Origin of the sequence: Haloferula chungangensis, assembly GCF_042664875.1 — a bacterium.
Taxonomy (GTDB): Bacteria; Verrucomicrobiota; Verrucomicrobiia; order Verrucomicrobiales; family Akkermansiaceae; genus Haloferula; species Haloferula chungangensis.
Genome location: NZ_JBHTBS010000001.1, coordinates 815,656 through 830,469 on the forward strand (window position 1 = coordinate 815,656; position 14,814 = coordinate 830,469).

10 protein-coding genes are annotated in these 14,814 nt (G+C 58.4%); 3 read left to right on the top strand and 7 right to left on the bottom strand.

Features of this window, described 5'->3' with window-relative positions; genetic code table 11:
* Positions 1 to 21: 21 nt before the first annotated feature.
* The 6 genes from ACFQY0_RS03235 to ACFQY0_RS03260 form a co-directional block, all read right to left on the bottom strand.
* A complete protein-coding gene (locus tag ACFQY0_RS03235; protein WP_379709030.1) occupies positions 22 to 1,788 on the bottom strand; it encodes an NADH-quinone oxidoreductase subunit G in 1,767 nt (588 codons plus the stop codon).
* Between the two features lie 140 nt (positions 1,789 to 1,928).
* Complete coding sequence (locus ACFQY0_RS03240; RefSeq protein WP_379709032.1) at positions 1,929 to 2,492, bottom strand: elongation factor P; 564 nt, start codon at positions 2,490 to 2,492, stop codon at positions 1,929 to 1,931.
* Positions 2,493 to 2,546: 54 nt separating this feature from the next.
* The gene (locus ACFQY0_RS03245; RefSeq protein ID WP_379709034.1) at positions 2,547 to 2,924 is read right to left on the bottom strand and encodes a type II toxin-antitoxin system VapC family toxin; all 378 of its coding nucleotides are present in this window, start codon (positions 2,922 to 2,924) and stop codon (positions 2,547 to 2,549) included.
* Positions 2,921 to 3,208: a type II toxin-antitoxin system Phd/YefM family antitoxin gene (locus ACFQY0_RS03250; RefSeq protein WP_379709036.1), complete on the bottom strand. Its 288-nt coding sequence runs from the start codon at positions 3,206 to 3,208 to the stop codon at positions 2,921 to 2,923. Before ACFQY0_RS03250 ends, ACFQY0_RS03245 begins: the two co-directional genes overlap by 4 nt.
* 96 nt (positions 3,209 to 3,304) lie before the next feature.
* Positions 3,305 to 7,990: a glutamate synthase large subunit gene (gltB, locus tag ACFQY0_RS03255; protein ID WP_379709038.1), complete on the bottom strand. Its 4,686-nt coding sequence runs from the start codon at positions 7,988 to 7,990 to the stop codon at positions 3,305 to 3,307.
* 203 nt (positions 7,991 to 8,193) lie between these two features.
* Positions 8,194 to 9,033, bottom strand: a complete 840-nt coding sequence (locus tag ACFQY0_RS03260; protein ID WP_379709040.1) for an alpha/beta hydrolase — start codon at positions 9,031 to 9,033, stop codon at positions 8,194 to 8,196.
* Between the two features lie 92 nt (positions 9,034 to 9,125).
* On the opposite strand from ACFQY0_RS03260, the gene ACFQY0_RS03265 reads away from it, so the two are divergent.
* Both ACFQY0_RS03265 and ACFQY0_RS03270 read left to right on the top strand, forming a co-directional pair.
* Positions 9,126 to 10,010, top strand: a complete 885-nt coding sequence (locus tag ACFQY0_RS03265; RefSeq protein ID WP_379709042.1) for a hypothetical protein — start codon at positions 9,126 to 9,128, stop codon at positions 10,008 to 10,010.
* Between the two features lie 6 nt (positions 10,011 to 10,016).
* Positions 10,017 to 10,754, top strand: coding sequence for a hypothetical protein (locus tag ACFQY0_RS03270; protein ID WP_379709044.1), 738 nt, complete (start codon positions 10,017 to 10,019; stop codon positions 10,752 to 10,754).
* Positions 10,755 to 10,965: 211 nt separating this feature from the next.
* Here the strand turns inward: ACFQY0_RS03270 and ACFQY0_RS03275 are convergent, their stop codons facing one another.
* Positions 10,966 to 13,926 (bottom strand): SNF2-related protein, encoded by a 2,961-nt coding sequence (locus ACFQY0_RS03275; protein WP_379709046.1) that lies wholly within the window; start codon positions 13,924 to 13,926, stop codon positions 10,966 to 10,968.
* Positions 13,927 to 14,013: 87 nt separating this feature from the next.
* Between ACFQY0_RS03275 and ACFQY0_RS03280 the strand changes: the two genes are divergently transcribed.
* Entirely contained in the window at positions 14,014 to 14,808 is a 795-nt protein-coding gene (locus ACFQY0_RS03280; RefSeq protein ID WP_379709048.1) for a ParA family protein, read from the top strand.
* Positions 14,809 to 14,814: the final 6 nt, after the last annotated feature.

Sequence of the window (14,814 nt, forward strand, 5' to 3'; positions counted from 1 at the left end):
AACAATTAACTGACAACGGGTTTACCCAACGATTTCGCCTGCGGCCTTACGGGCTCGCTCGTTTTCCAGAAGCGGGATGGTCACACCGGTTTCGGTGACGACCTGGCCGAGATCGCCGATTTTTGAAAGTGTTAGGCCTTCGAACTCGGAAACGTTTCCGGACATGTCCCTGAAGATGTCTTCGATCAGGTGCGGGTAGTCCGCGTCAGCGATCGACTTGTTGATGACTTCGCAGATCAGATCGCGCAAAATCTCCCAGTCATCGTGAGCCTGACCGAGTGGTTCCGTGGCGCGATTGAGGCGCTGGAGACGACCGGTGACATTCACCATCGAACCACGCTTCTCGGAGAAGGCCGCGCCAGGAAGGATGACGTCACTGGCTTCAGCGGTGGGACCGGCAAGAAGCTGGATTGAAGCGATGAATTCCGGCTTGGCGAGGTCTTCCGCCGTGAAGCCTGCCTCGGCGGTGAGATCTTCGCCAAGAACAAGGAGCGCTTTGATCGAACCGGAGCGGACAGCTTCACGAATCGACTCGAGGCGGAAAGCCGGGTCTTCGCGACGCCAGACGAGCTTGGTGCCGACGGTGTTCGGGTTCCGGTCGGCCGCGATCAGCATGCCGTCGCCCTCACCATTTCGGGGGACAATGGTGAGATGCTCGGTGCCGAGCTCGTCCGCAAGTGTCTTGGCAAGGAAGAGCTCCTCGTTGGTCATGCGGGCCGAAGCGATGACGGCCACCTGCGTTGCACTGAACTTCTTGAGACCTGCGGCTGCGGTTTTGACGGCGTCCGGCCACACCGCAGGAAGGTGCCTGCCGTTCTGCTTGATCATCGGTTCGGTGAGACGCTGCTCGGAATCGATGTAGTGGAAATTGAGACGATGCGAATCCGGCATCCAGGCGGAGTTCACCTCGTCATTCTGACGGGGAGTGATCCGGTAGATCGTATTACCACGAGTCCAGACGACGATATTGGCGCCAGTGCCGCAATTGACGTCGATGGTCTTGGTCTCCTTGAGGAACCAGACACGCATGTCGAAGCGGAAGTCGTTCGATGTCAGGGCTCCGACCGGACAAATGTCTGCGGTGTTGAGCGAGTAGTTGTGATCGAGTCGACGACCCGGATGAACTGTTAGAGTGGTGTGGGTGCCGCGCTGGGTGAATCCGAGAACGGGATCACCGGCGACTTCATCCATGAAGCGGATGCAGCGGCTGCACATGATGCAGCGCTCGTCATCGAGTCGGATGTTTCTGCCGATGTCGACGTTCTTCGGCTTCTTCACCTTCATGTCGACGAAGCGCGACCTGCCGCGGCCGTAGCCGACGGATTGCTCCTGGAGTCGGCATTCGCCGGCTTGGTCGCAGATCGGGCAATCGAGTGGGTGATTGATGAGCAGGAACTCCATCACGCCTTCACGGCATTTTTCGACGAGTTCGCCGGAGGTCCGGATGCCCATGTTTTCGCCAACCGTATTGGCACAGGCAATCACCGGACGAGGCATCCAGCCGATGGGCTGGTAGCCATCTTCATCGTAGCTAGGCTCTGCGCCGGGAGCTGGACGCGGTGGCATGCCCATCTGGACAAGGCACATGCGGCAGTTTCCCGGTGAGGAAAGCTTGGGGTGGTAGCAGTAATGAGGGACCTCAACCGCAAACATGCGGCAGGCCTCGATCATGCGGGTTCCCTTGGGGACCTGTCGCCAAACGCCATCGATCTGCACGTTGACGAGGCCCTTCTCGGCGGCGAGATCCTTGGGAAGTCGGTCTTCTGCGGTAGCGGCGTTATCGCTCATGTGGCAAGGGGTGGCGCGGATTCCCTCCGCGACGGGCAGGACTATGAAAAAGCCCCCGACCAGCGGCAAGCGCACTTTGTGAAAAATTTCACAAAGTCAGGCCCAAGCCGCTGAAATCGTAGAAAATGCGGAGTCAGGCCTTAAGCGCGGCTCATGTAGGAGCCGTCTTCGGTCTTGATGAGAAGCTTCTCGCCGGGATTGATGAAAAGGGGCGCCTGGATGACGAGTCCCGTCTCCATCGTGACGGTCTTGTTCGAGTTGTTCGCCGAATCGCCTTTGACGCCTTCCGGGGCTTCGGCGACGACCATTTCCATCGAAGGTGGAAGCTCGATATCGGCGACCACGCCATCGGCGAAGAGCAGGGTGTAAGCTTGACCTTCGATGAGATAATCGCGGACGGCGTCGACGATTTCGACGGGAACCACCACGTCATCAAAGGTTTCGCTATTGAGGAAGTGGTCGCCGGCCGAATCCTTGTAGGAATACTCGTGAGGGATGCGCTCCATCATCACCGACTCCATGGAATCGTTCGACGTCATGCGGAGGTTCGAGACTTTCTTGGAAGCCACGCTGCGGATCGACATCTGAACGTAGGACGCCATGCGTGGAGGCGTCTTGAGTTCGTGGGAGATGACAACGCAGACGTCGCCATTGTGGCGGACGGCATGTCCGCGGCGGAGGCTGATGATAGGAGTGCTGGCCATGTTGCCGGCGGAATAGTGAGCCAGAGCGCCGATGGCAAGTGTGGAGTCGTCTGCTCAGACAGACAAAATGGCGATTCCGTAGTCACCAAGAAGGGAGTCGCGCGTGGCGAGCGTCATGCTTTCGAGTCGGCACTGGGCAACAAGCGCGCGGTCGAAGGGGTCATCGTGGAGAGGCGGGAGGGTCGTCGAGGCAATGGCGTGTTCGGACGTAAAGGGAAGTTCGCTGATCCCGTTCTCCTGCAGAAGTTGATGGAAGCTCAGCGGGAGGCGCAGCTTTCCCTTTGAAACTTTGAGTCCGAGCTCCCAAATGGAGGCTGCGCTCGTGAATACCAGATTGGAGGGATCGCTGATGGCGGCGCGAGCTGCAGGCTTCAATTGTGTGGGATCATCCATCCACCAAAGCAAGGTGTGCGAATCGAGAAGGAGTCTCATTTTTCGGCAGAATAGGGAGCTTCCTCGTCCGCGACCTTTGCCGAAGAATCAGGCAAGAGCGGTGAATCAGTCATTTGTTGACTCAGCTCTTCATCGGGCTCCCAGCAATCGGGTGATTCCCAGATTTGACCGGAGAGAAAGCCACCGCTGCGCGGAGAGATCGGTGGGGTGTAAGGGACCAACTTCGCCATGGGTTTGCCGGACTTCGCAATGATGATTTCCTCGCCAGCTGCCGCCCGCTCGACCAAACGCGAAAGGTGGGTTTTGGCTTCATGGATGTTCATCCGACTAGACTAAGCTTAGTCTAATCCGAATCAAGGGCAAAAAAGAGAGGCTCGGTGGACCCGAGCCTCTCTCAAAAGGTGACGATACGTCTTGTGTTAGCGTGTCCGAGCCGGATTCGAAGCCGCTTCGTGCTCCTCCTCCGCAGCTTCCAGAGCGGCGCGCTCCTTGGCGATCACGCGGACGAACTTGTCCAAGCTGTTTTCCCAATCGGCGAGGAGGTCCTTGGCGTGAGGACTGCCGGTCTTTGCCACGTGCTCTTCGAGCAGTGACTTGAACTCGGCGATGTCGACCTTACGCTTGATCGGAAGGACCACGACCATCTCGGGATTGACTCGGGAGTAGAAGCGGCCGTCGACATCGTAGACGTAGGCGGTGCCTCCGGACATTCCTGCGCCGAAGTTCTTACCGGTGCGACCGAGGATCGCGACGGTTCCGTTCGTCATGTATTCGCAGCCGTGATCACCGACGCCTTCGACGACGGCGGTGGCACCGGAATTGCGGACGCAGAAGCGTTCTCCAGCACGACCATTGAGGAAGAGCTTTCCGCCCGTCGCACCGTAGAGGCAGGTATTGCCTGCGATCGAGTTCTTGGCGGCCTCGAACTTGGCGTCGGATGGAGGTCGAACGATGATTTCACCCGCGGCCATGCCTTTGCCAACGTAGTCGTTGGCTTCCCCTACGAGGTCGATCTTCACACCGGAAACGAGGAAGCAGCCAAGCGATTGGCCTGCCGATCCGCGCAGGTTGAGGGTCACCGCGGTGGTCTCCTTGAAAGCGTAGTTTCCGTGAACCTCAGCGATCCGTCCTGAGAGTCGAGTGCCGATGTTTCGGTCGGTATTGACGACGTCATAGCTCAGTTCGACAGCAGCTCGATCGGGCAGGAGACCGATGGCTTCGAGGGCTTTGAAGTCGTAGGACGCTTCACCGTATTCCACCTCGTTGGGAACGGCCTCAGGGTCGACACCGAGTTCTCTCTTGAGATCGGCGATGATCTGAAGGTCGAGGGAGGTCTTGGCAATGCCATCATTGCGTTCCTGAGTGCGAATCCGTGAATAGCTCGAGGGCTCCTTGCCCTGGCTTTCAGCGAGCACGGGAATGACATCCTTGAGCACCGGCTCGAGGTCGATGGTATTCGCCTTGGGGTGATCAGGCACGTTGCGCTGCTTGAGGAAGCCCGGGTGACCGATGAGTTCATCGAGCTTGCGAACTCCGAGCGAGGCCATGATCTCGCGGGCGTCCTGAGCGACACCATTCAGGAAGTTGATCACCATCTCAGGCGTGCCCTTGAACTTGGCGCGCCACTTCGGATCGGTGGTGGCAACACCGACCGGGCAGTTGTTCAAGTGACATCTGCGGACGTAGACGCAACCCATGGCAATCATCGCGATGGTGCCGAAGTTGAATTCTTCAGCGCCGAGGATGGCCGCCGTCACGATGTCCTTGCCGGTGCGGAGACCGCCATCGGTGCGCAGCGTGACACGGTTGCGGAGGTTGTTGATCAGCAGGGTTTGCTGAGCTTCCGAGAGTCCGAGTTCCCATGGGGAACCAGCGTGCTTCGTGGATGAAAGCGGCGAGGCGGCTGTTCCTCCGTCGTGCCCCGAAATCAGGATGGTGTCGGCGCTTGCCTTGGCGACACCTGCCGCGACTGTTCCAACACCCGTCTCTGCTACTAGCTTTACCGTAACTCGTGCCCGCGGGTTCACTTCCTTGAGGTCGTGAATCAGCTGCGCCAGGTCCTCGATGCTGTAGATGTCGTGGTGCGGAGGAGGGGAGATGAGCTGCACGCCCGGCTGCGTGTTCCGCAGTCTGGCAATCAGCGCGTTCACCTTGTGACCGGGAAGCTGTCCACCTTCACCAGGCTTCGCTCCCTGCGCCATCTTGATTTCAAGTTCGTCGGCATTGACGAGATAGTAGGCGGAAACCCCGAAGCGACCCGAGGCGATTTGCTTGATCCATGAACGAGCCATGTCGCCATTCGGATACGGAGTGAAACGCTGCGGGTCCTCACCGCCTTCGCCGGAATCCGACTTGGCACCAATGCGGTTCATCGCGATGGCGAGCGTTTCGTGGGCTTCCGGAGAGAGCGCACCAAGTGACATCGCTGCCGAGGTGAAGCGGCGGCGAATGTCTTCAATGGGCTCCACTTCATCGAGTGGAACCGGACCGCTGGCAGCCGGCACAAACTCGAAGAGGTCCTTGATCGTCATCGGGTGATTCTCGAGGGTCGCCTTGACGTAGTCGTCGTAGTCTTCCGGCTTTCCGCTCTTCACATAGCTGTGGAAATTCTTGATGACTTCGGTGGTCAACGCGTGGCGTTCCCCGGCCTTGCGGAAGCGGTTGTAGCCCGGGTCACCGAGATTGAGCGTCTCGCCTGCCGGCACCTCAATTTCGAAGGCTGCGCGGTGACGAATGATCGACTCCGCTGCGATTTCCTCGAAGCCGATGCCGCCGATCTTTGACTGCACGCCTGAGAAGGAGAAATCGATCACGTCCTTGCCGATGCCGATGGCTTCGAAAATCTGAGCGCCCTGATAGGAGTTGAGCACCGAGATGCCCATCTTCGACATGATCTTGAGCAGACCCTTTTCCAGAGCCTTGCGGTAGTTCGACATCGCCTTTTCAGCGAGCATGCCATCACCAAGGTTGCCCTTGCCGGAATCGGCGGCCACGAGTTGGCGGACGGTGGCGAAGCCGAGGTAAGGGCAGACGGCGGTCGCTCCGACGCCGAAGAGGCAGGCCACCTGGTGGGTGTCGCGCACCTCGCCGGAGTCTACCACGAGGGAACAGCGCAAACGCTTGCGGACACGGATGAGGTGATGGTGAATCGTGCCGATTGCCAGCATCGATGGAATCGGGACCTGCCCGTTGGATGTCCGGCGATCCGAGAGAATCAGAATGTTGGCTCCGGCATCAACCGCTTCGGTCGCGACTTGGCAGAGCTCGTCGAGGCGCTTTTTCATGCCGCTGGCACCATCGACCGCAGGCCATGTGGTATCGAGCACGACGGCAGGAAAGCCTTCTTCTTCGAGTCGCTTGATGCGTTCGAGTTGGTGTTCGAAAAGAATGGCTGAATCGAGATTGACGATTTTGCAGTGCTCCGGCGTCTCATCGAGCCAGTTTTGTTCAACGCCAAGACCCGCTGAGGTCGTCATCACGGCCCACTCACGGATCGGATCGATCGGTGGGTTGGTGACCTGGGCAAAGCGCTGCTTGAAGTAGGTAAAGAGAAGGCGTGGATAGCTCGAAAGAACAGCGAGCGGAATGTCGTCACCCATCGAGAAAACCGCTTCCTGAGCAGCCTTGATCATTGGTGGGAACACCATGTCGAGTTCCTCAAGGGAAATGCCATGAGCCACCTGCTGGCGTGACAACTCCAGGGAGCTGAAGTCCTCGGCTGGAGCAAGCGCTTCCGGAGAAACGAAGCGGCGAAGCTCGAGGCGGTTTTCGTCGATCCAGCGAGCATAGGGCTTCTGCTTTGCCAACGCTTCCTTGATTTCGCGATCGTTGCGAACCTCGCCAGTCGAGGTGTCGATCGAAAGCATTTGACCCGGACCGAGGCGCCCCTTGCGGATCACCGTGGAGTCATCGATGATCACGGCACCGGTTTCCGAACCGACGTAAAGCAGACCGTCCTCTGTTAGTTTGTAGCGCGAAGGTCGGAGACCATTCCGGTCAAGCGAGGCACAGAGCTTGATGCCATCGGTATAAACCAATCCGGCAGGACCATCCCATGGCTCGGAGAACGACCGGATGTACTGATAGAAGGCACGAAGGTCGTCGGAGATGTCTTCGTCGTTGCGGTAGGCAGGCGGGACCAGCATGCACATCGCATGCTCGAGCGAACGACCGGAGAGGACCAGCACTTCAAGGGCGTGGTCGAGCGATGCCGAGTCGGACTCGTGATGGCTGACGAGGTTCTTGAGGAGATCCACATCCTTGCCCCAAACTTCGGATTCAAAGTAATCTTCGCGGCTTGCGATCCAGTTGCGGTTGCCTTCCACGGTGTTGATTTCACCGTTGTGACACATCATCCGGAATGGCTGACCTAGTGGCCAGGCCGGGAAGGTGTTGGTCGAGAAGCGTTGGTGATAGAGCGAGATCGCCGTCTCGAAATCAGAGTCCTGAAGGTCACTGTAGAACCCGCGCAATGCCGCCGGCATGGCGAGACCTTTGTATGAAATCAATCGGCCCGAAAATGATGGCATGTAGAAGTTCCGCACCTCACGGGTCTTCAGTTCGATCTGGCGACGGCAGAGGAAAAGCTGGCGCTCGAAGTGATCTCCATCCCAGCCGGCCGGTTTCTTCATCAGCAAGTGCTCGATGCGTGGTTGCGTGGCGAGGGCCAGCTTGCCAAGGGCATCCGGATTCACCGGAGTTTCACGCCAGCCGATCTTTGCGATACCACGCTTGGCGATGACATCTTCTGCGAGCGAGCGGATTTGCTCCTGAGCCCCACGATCATCGGCAGGGAGAAAGAAAACACCGACCGCGAGATCGGAATCATTTTCGAGAGTACCGCCAAGTGCCTTCACCGCCTTGCGAAAAATCGGGTAGGGGATTTGGGAGAGAACACCGGATCCGTCACCGGTTTTTTCATCCGCATCGACCGCGCCACGGTGGGTCATGTTGCAGACCGAACAGAGGGCAAAGTCGAGGACCTGGTAGCTACGCTTTCCGTGGATTTGGGCGATGGCGCCCATACCGCAGTTGTCGTGCTCCTGAGTGAGCGTGTGGAGGGAACCTGGAACGTACGGGGTGCTCGTGTGGTAGAATGGATTCATCAGGGAAAGCGAAAGTCTGGTTGCCCGCAGTTACCGCCCAAAAATCGCATTCCGGCGGTTGCCCACCACGGGGGCGGGACTTAAAGGCAGCATCGAGGCAATGCCAAGCAGGAATTAGGCCCGTTGCAAACCGATTGACGGAAATTCACGAGCCGATGCAGGGAGGCAGGATCTTCGGGAGCGCGAGAGGCTCCCCATCTGTGTCATGAAAGCTCCATCGCAGGATCCTCCTCAGGAAGAATCCCGTGGGCGACCAAAAACCGGTCGGCGGCCTTCAACGTCAACTCGTAGTAGAGCTCGGAAACATTGAAATTGAAAAACGGGTGCTCGGCCTTGTCGAAGTCGATCAACTCAACCTTGTTGCGCTTGCGTTTCACCACCCGGGCAAACTTTTCCGCGTCGGCATAGGGAGTCACCCGGTCTTGTTTTCCATGGAAAAGGATCATCGGCGGCAGGCCTTTTCGGATGCTTCTCAGAGGGGAAAGTTTTTTCGCGGTTTTCTTGTCCGGAAAGCGCTTCAGGTGCTCGGGCCGGGTCGTATCAAGGACGGAACTGAAAAGCAGCAGGGCGGCCGGGTGAATCGCTGAGGACTCGCCAGCGTCCTTGGGAAGCACTTTTTGCAGAGCGAGGAAGGCACCGCCCGAGGCGCCACCGATGACGACCTTCTCGAGGTCGATCCCGAAATCCTCGGAGCGCTCGTTGAGCCAGTTCAGGATGGTTTGAAGATCCTCAAGGCACTCCATGGGGCCCGTGCCGTGAGTCGATTCCACCCGGGTTTCCACAGCAACCGCGATCGCTCCGCGGCTGGCGAAATGCAGGCACTGAGGCACGAACTGCGTGGGCATCGAGCCATCCCAGAATCCGCCGTGCAGGAAGATCACCAGCGGTCGACGACGCTGACCGGGTTCAAAATCGTCGGGCCCGAAAAAGTGGCACTGAAGCGGACCCTGTGGGGTCTCCATGTAAGTTAGGGAGGTCGCCGATTTCAGCATCTCGGCCTGCCGCTTTTGACCGATTGGGGGCACTTTCGAAAGAAGACTCATCGAGAAAGGGGGACGTCAGGACTCACCGTCGAGTGCTTCGCCGTGAAAGGATTGTGTTGTGTCCGGCCACTACTTGTCCAATCGTTTTGCCAATGACAGCACGAATCCTCACTCTGTGCCTGCTGCTCACGGCAGGTTTCGCCAGCGCGCAAGACACCAAAGCTCTGGCGACCAACCTCATTAGCACCTATCAGGCTTGGCAACAGGCCATGGTGAAATCAGATGCGCGAATGTGGCAGTCGCTGACTTCAAGCCACCGCCAGATGGAGGTTCGCAACCGGATCCTTTCGGAAAAGCGCGCATTTCCGGCATCGGTTTTCCAGACCCCGACACCGCCGCCAACACTCAATGGTCTCAAAACGATCCACGTTTCGCAGCGCGGATCGACGGCGAAAATCGCTTTCTACGGCAAAATCGATTTTGGAGTGGGTGGAGAGCCGACCGAGAACATCATGGTGGTTTCGTTCATCAATGAGAGCGGTCGTTGGAAATACGACAAAGCTGACTTCGTCAACCTGACCGCGCTTCCCGACGTGCGAAAGGAGCTCGCCGCCGGCAATCTTTCCTACGTGAAGGAAACTCCTGAATTCCAGGCAACGGGCATGGTTCCGCAAACACCGATCGCCGTCAACGCCGCGAAGTATATCGCGAAAGTCTATGTCTATTGCCCGAATCGCGAAGTCGAAGTGCAGGTGAACCGCGTGAGTCGCCACAGCTTCAAAAACGCCAAGGAAGCAGAAATTGTTGCCGGCGGTGCGAAGGACGGACCCAACGATATTGTGTTCAGCGTGAAGCCGCTCAAGGGATCGACCGGCAAGGAGGCGCTGGCAGTTCGCGTCTATCTGATGTCCGAAATCCCCGGAACCAAGCCGATCATCGCCTACGAATACAAAGTCGAAGAAGGCGGCACCGCGAAGGGATTTGAGAAAGGAACCTTCACCATCGATGCCGCCACCGCTGCCAAGCTGACTCGATAAGCTCCCATGAATCGAATTCTGATTCCCATCACTCTGAGTCTCGCCGCAAAGACCGTGGACGCGGCCGAGCCGGAAGTCAGCCTGGTCCAGTATCAGGTCGGCGCGAGCCTCAGCGACGAGGTGCCATTCGACGTCAAACCGATGGGCCACAAATACGGCGCCCAATTGGCATTTTTGGTCAAAGGCGAAAGCCTGGTGGCATTCAAGGAGGACTCGGTCGTGATCGACAGCATCACCAGCCGGGATTCCAAGGAGCTCTCGAAATCCAGCAATGGAAAAGCCAGCTGGAAAGAAGGCTCGTTTCCCAAAGTCGGCGAGGACGGAAATCTCGCGTCATTCAGTGTGGAAATCCGCGGTGATCTGATGGGTAAAATCGAGGGTGCCACGATCAAGGGCAGCGTCGTGATGCTTACAGGCGGTGAAACTGATGAAGGAAGCGCAACCGTCAGCAAAGGCGCCAAGGCCGTGGAAATCGGACCATTCAAAGTTTCGATCGCCAAAGGCGGAATGTTTGCCGGCAACGGAACCTCGATCAAGGTTCAGGGCGATTACGCATCTATCATCGAGATCAGCGCCACCGATGGCGGCAAAAAGCTGGACTCCAGCGGCAGCAGTTGGAGCGGCGACACGAAAACCTTTTCGTTCGGCAAGGCGGATGGTGACAGCCTGGAGGTTTCGATCCGTTACTGGAAGAACCTGACGGAGATCAAGGTGCCAGTCAGTGTGACCGTTGGTGGCGAATAGGACCTGGAAGCTCGGGAAAGACGGAAATTCGACATCTACAGCCAAATCCCGAGAAATTGAGCGAATGGTGCAGCCTCAGCTTGTCCGCATCGTTACTTGTTACAATGTATGTAATGCGGAATCTATAATGGGGCTGCCCTGAGTTCTTTGCCTTCTTGTCTGGTCGCTCTGCTCTCTCGATTCATTCCGGCCCGTCGCTCATCCATCGAGTTCAATCCAGCAAGGACCTGAAGTCCGCTTCGTTCCAGTTTGCGGGTGCGGCATCGCCGCTGATCGAGTCGATCACGCCTTGCTTGGACGCCTGCAGTCGCCTGACTCGCTCCTCGACGCTGTCACGCGTCAACAGCTTGTAGATCGTCACTGGCTGGGTCTGGCCAATCCGGTGGGCACGGTCACTTGCTTGGGCTTCGACCGCTGGGTTCCACCAAGGATCCATGTGAATCACGGTATCGGCTGCCGTCAGATTGAGTCCGTAGCCACCCGCCTTCAGACTGATCAGAAAGACCGCCGGACCATCGTGCGCTTGGAATTCTCGCACGAGCTCGCCTCGGTTGCGGGTCGATCCATCGAGCGAAAAAACCTTCGAATCCGCGAGTTCCTTACTGTTACGGATTAACCCGAGATATTTACGGAACTGACTGAAAACGAGCGTTTTCCCTCCGCTTTGATGGCGCTCAGAAAGGATCTCGATCAGACGCTGGGTTTTGGCGCCCTCCTTGGCCTCGTCGTCGATCAGTCGAGAATCGAGGCAGAGCTGCCGGAGTCTCAGCAAGAGCGTCAAAAGGTGCATGCGTCCCCCGCCCGATTTTGCCTCCATTTCCTCGATCTCAAGCAGACCCGCCTTGGCGATCGCAGCGTAGGTTTGACGCGTATCCTTATCGAGATCGAGCCACTCATCGATCTCGATCTTTTCGGGCAGGTCCTTCGCGACCTCGGCCTTGGTTCGCCTGAGAACAAAGGGCGAAATTCGAAGCCTCAGGCGATCGTGCAAGCCGGGATCAGCGGCGTCGCCACTCTGATATCGCTCTTCAAATTCAGCTTTCGAGCCGAGGTAGCCGGGCGCCACGACCCGGAAGATCGACCACAAATCTCGTAGCCGGTTTTCCACGGGGGTTCCGGTCAAAGCCAGACGTTTCTGCGCGTTCAGCTTGGCCACGGCGCGCGAGACCTCGCTATCAGGGTTGCGCAGCAAACTGGCCTCGTCGACCACCAGCAGGTCATAGTCCTGCTTCAGGTGAAACGCGAGGTCCCGACACATCGTCCCATAGCTCGTGAGGATAATGTCAGCCTTGAGCGCTTCGTCCCGCAGCTTATCCCGACCCGAGCCGTGAAGGGCCACAAAGCTCAATTTTGGGGCGAAGCGCTGAATCTCATCCTGCCAGTTCCCAAGCAGCGAGGTCGGCACGAGAATGAGCGTCGAAGCTGAGCCCGCCTGCTTTAGTGCGATGACCGAAGCCAGAGTTTGGATGGTTTTCCCCAAGCCCATTTCGTCGGCAAGCAAGGCCCCGGAAAGCGTGCTGAGTCGATCGACCAGCCAGCTGAATCCTACCTGCTGGTAGTCTCTGAGATCCGCATTCAGATCATCCGGAATACGAACCCTCTCTATTTCTTCCTTCTCGTTGGCAATCAGACCATCTTGGTTATTTCTACGGTAAGTCCTAAATAAGATATCCCGCGCTCGATCAGCTTGAATCTTGCCTTCCCGGGTGACGATTCCCAGGTCGGCCATGAGAGGCTCGATCACTTCAGGGATTTCGCGGCTGATGGCCACCGTGGCCCCGTTGGAGGTCTTCACCGAGCGCTTGCCGGACCGCAGAATTTCACGAATCTTCTGCTCAGGAACTCCCTTGCCGGCATCGGTTTGGAAGGAAAGTTCCCAGGCCAGTGACTGGCTCGATTCGAGCTTGGGTCGGATCACGTGAAGCGACTTCAGGACGTGGGACAACCTGTCACCAAGTGTCACTTTCCAGGCTCTCTGTAAGGTCGGCAGATCATCGGCAAGAAACGCGAGAACCTTGTCGGGGTCCCTCAGGACAAACTCCCCTCGTCGACTGCCCTCCGCGAATCCGGCTTTGATCAAGCGCTGGACTCCGCGCTGCTCGCCAGCAGAGTCCCTCATTCTTAATACCCCTTCACCATCGAGTTTCGGAAGTCCCGGAGCGACCGACAGATTGGCGCTCAGCGCCTGAGCTTCGAGGCCCAGGTAGGAGAATTCCGCGCGGGCATCCAGCGCGTTGAGCGAGCCTTCGAGCTTGAGGGAAAACTGGGGAACAGCCGGCTCGAAGCGCAGTCGGCCGAGCCAGCCCGGCAGCGGACTTTGAAAGAGATCGAGCCAGGCGTCGGCGTTCTCGAGAAACTCGTCCTGCGACAATTCCAACTCACCACTCGAAATCAACTCCGCCGCTTCATCGCGCCAAACGAGCGACGGCGCATCGACGGGAAGTCGCCCAAGGAGCCAGGCCTCCTTCGAAGAAGCTGCCGCCCCGAGCGTCTTGCCCCAGCGGATCGGCGCGAGATCCGCGCTTGCGGCCAAGCTCAGAATCACCCGGTTTCCGCGATGCTCACTCTGGCTGAGCCGAAGTGGCGGAAGTCGATCCTCGGAAACGAGCACCCGCTTGCTTCCAGCGCTCACTCGCTGATGACCGGCCAGTGCCGCGAGAAACTCCTCGACCTGATCGGGGCTCAGCGAAAGCAGCTTGGGAAATTTGCCCCCTGGAGCATTTCGCGCCAGCCACATCGAGAAAATCGCATCGGCTTGATCGGGATCCGACTGATGGCGGTCGATCTGGGCGCTGAGTCGGCCGGTCGACAGCATGTTCCCGAGCGACTCGGGCAATCTAACAGCGCTCGCGATCAGCTCGCCATCGAGCACCGGCTCGGGTGCCTCTTCGATCTCGGCAGGCGCTTCGGCAATCGCCGTCAGCAGGAGCGCGACACCGTGGGAGCAGATCTCCCCGCTTTCGCGATTGATCGCACAGCCGCACTCCACGGAGAGCACGTCGCCGGTGCGGGCCACGGTGCGGATGGTCCGTCGACCTTCCTTGAAGGCCCCTGTTAGAAGACTTTCCCCGCGCTTGAATCCCGCGACTTTTCCATGCCTCGCGATGGCCTGTCCCTCGCGGAAAGCCTTCCATCCCGTCTCCTTCCGAATGCGTTCTTCGCTCCAATCCATCGTATTCCTGATCTTGTGTTCGGGTTTTGTTTGCCAGCGTGCCCTTGTCCCGGAAGACTCCTCGCCCGTTAGGAGCGTTCGATCCAGATGAAAGTCATTGCCGTAGGAAACCAGAAGGGTGGCGTGGGAAAAACCACGACCGCCTTGAATCTCTCCGCTGCCCTCGCCTTGTGCGGACAGCGGGTCTTGTTGATCGATCTGGACCCACAGGCGAACACCACCAGCGGACTCGGACTCGAGGTCGATGGCGAGGCGAGCGTCTATCCAGCCCTGCTCGGGCACGCCGATGTGCGCGAAAAGATCCAGCCGACCGGACGGGAAAACCTTTCGATCATCCCCTCCCACATGGACCTGGCGGGTGTGGAAATCGAGCTGGCCCGCAGCGAAGACCACCTGACCCGCCTCCGCACCCATTTGCAGGGACTCAAGCCCAACGATCTTTTCGATTTCTGCATTCTCGACACCCCGCCCTCACTCGGCGTGCTGATGACCTCGGCTCTGGCCGCGGCCGACGAAATCCTGATCCCGCTTCAGTGCGAGTGGTTCGGATTGGAGGGATTGGCGAAAATCGTCCACGTGATCGATCAGATCAAGGAGTCCGGAGCGAATCCCGACCTCGAGCTCGAAGGCATTGTGATGACGATGTTCGATGGGCGCACGAATCTCGCCAAGCAGGTCGTCGAGGAGGTGGGCAACTACTTCCCGGATCAGCTGTACCAGACCGTGATTCCTCGGACGATCCGGATTGGCGAAGCGCCAAGCCACGCGAAAACCATTTTTGAGCACGATCCCACAGGCTTGGGGTCAAAGGCCTACATGGACATGGCCCAGGAATTCCTCACCCGTCACTCGGTTTCGGGACCGCTGCTTGCAGGCGCTTGAGCCCCC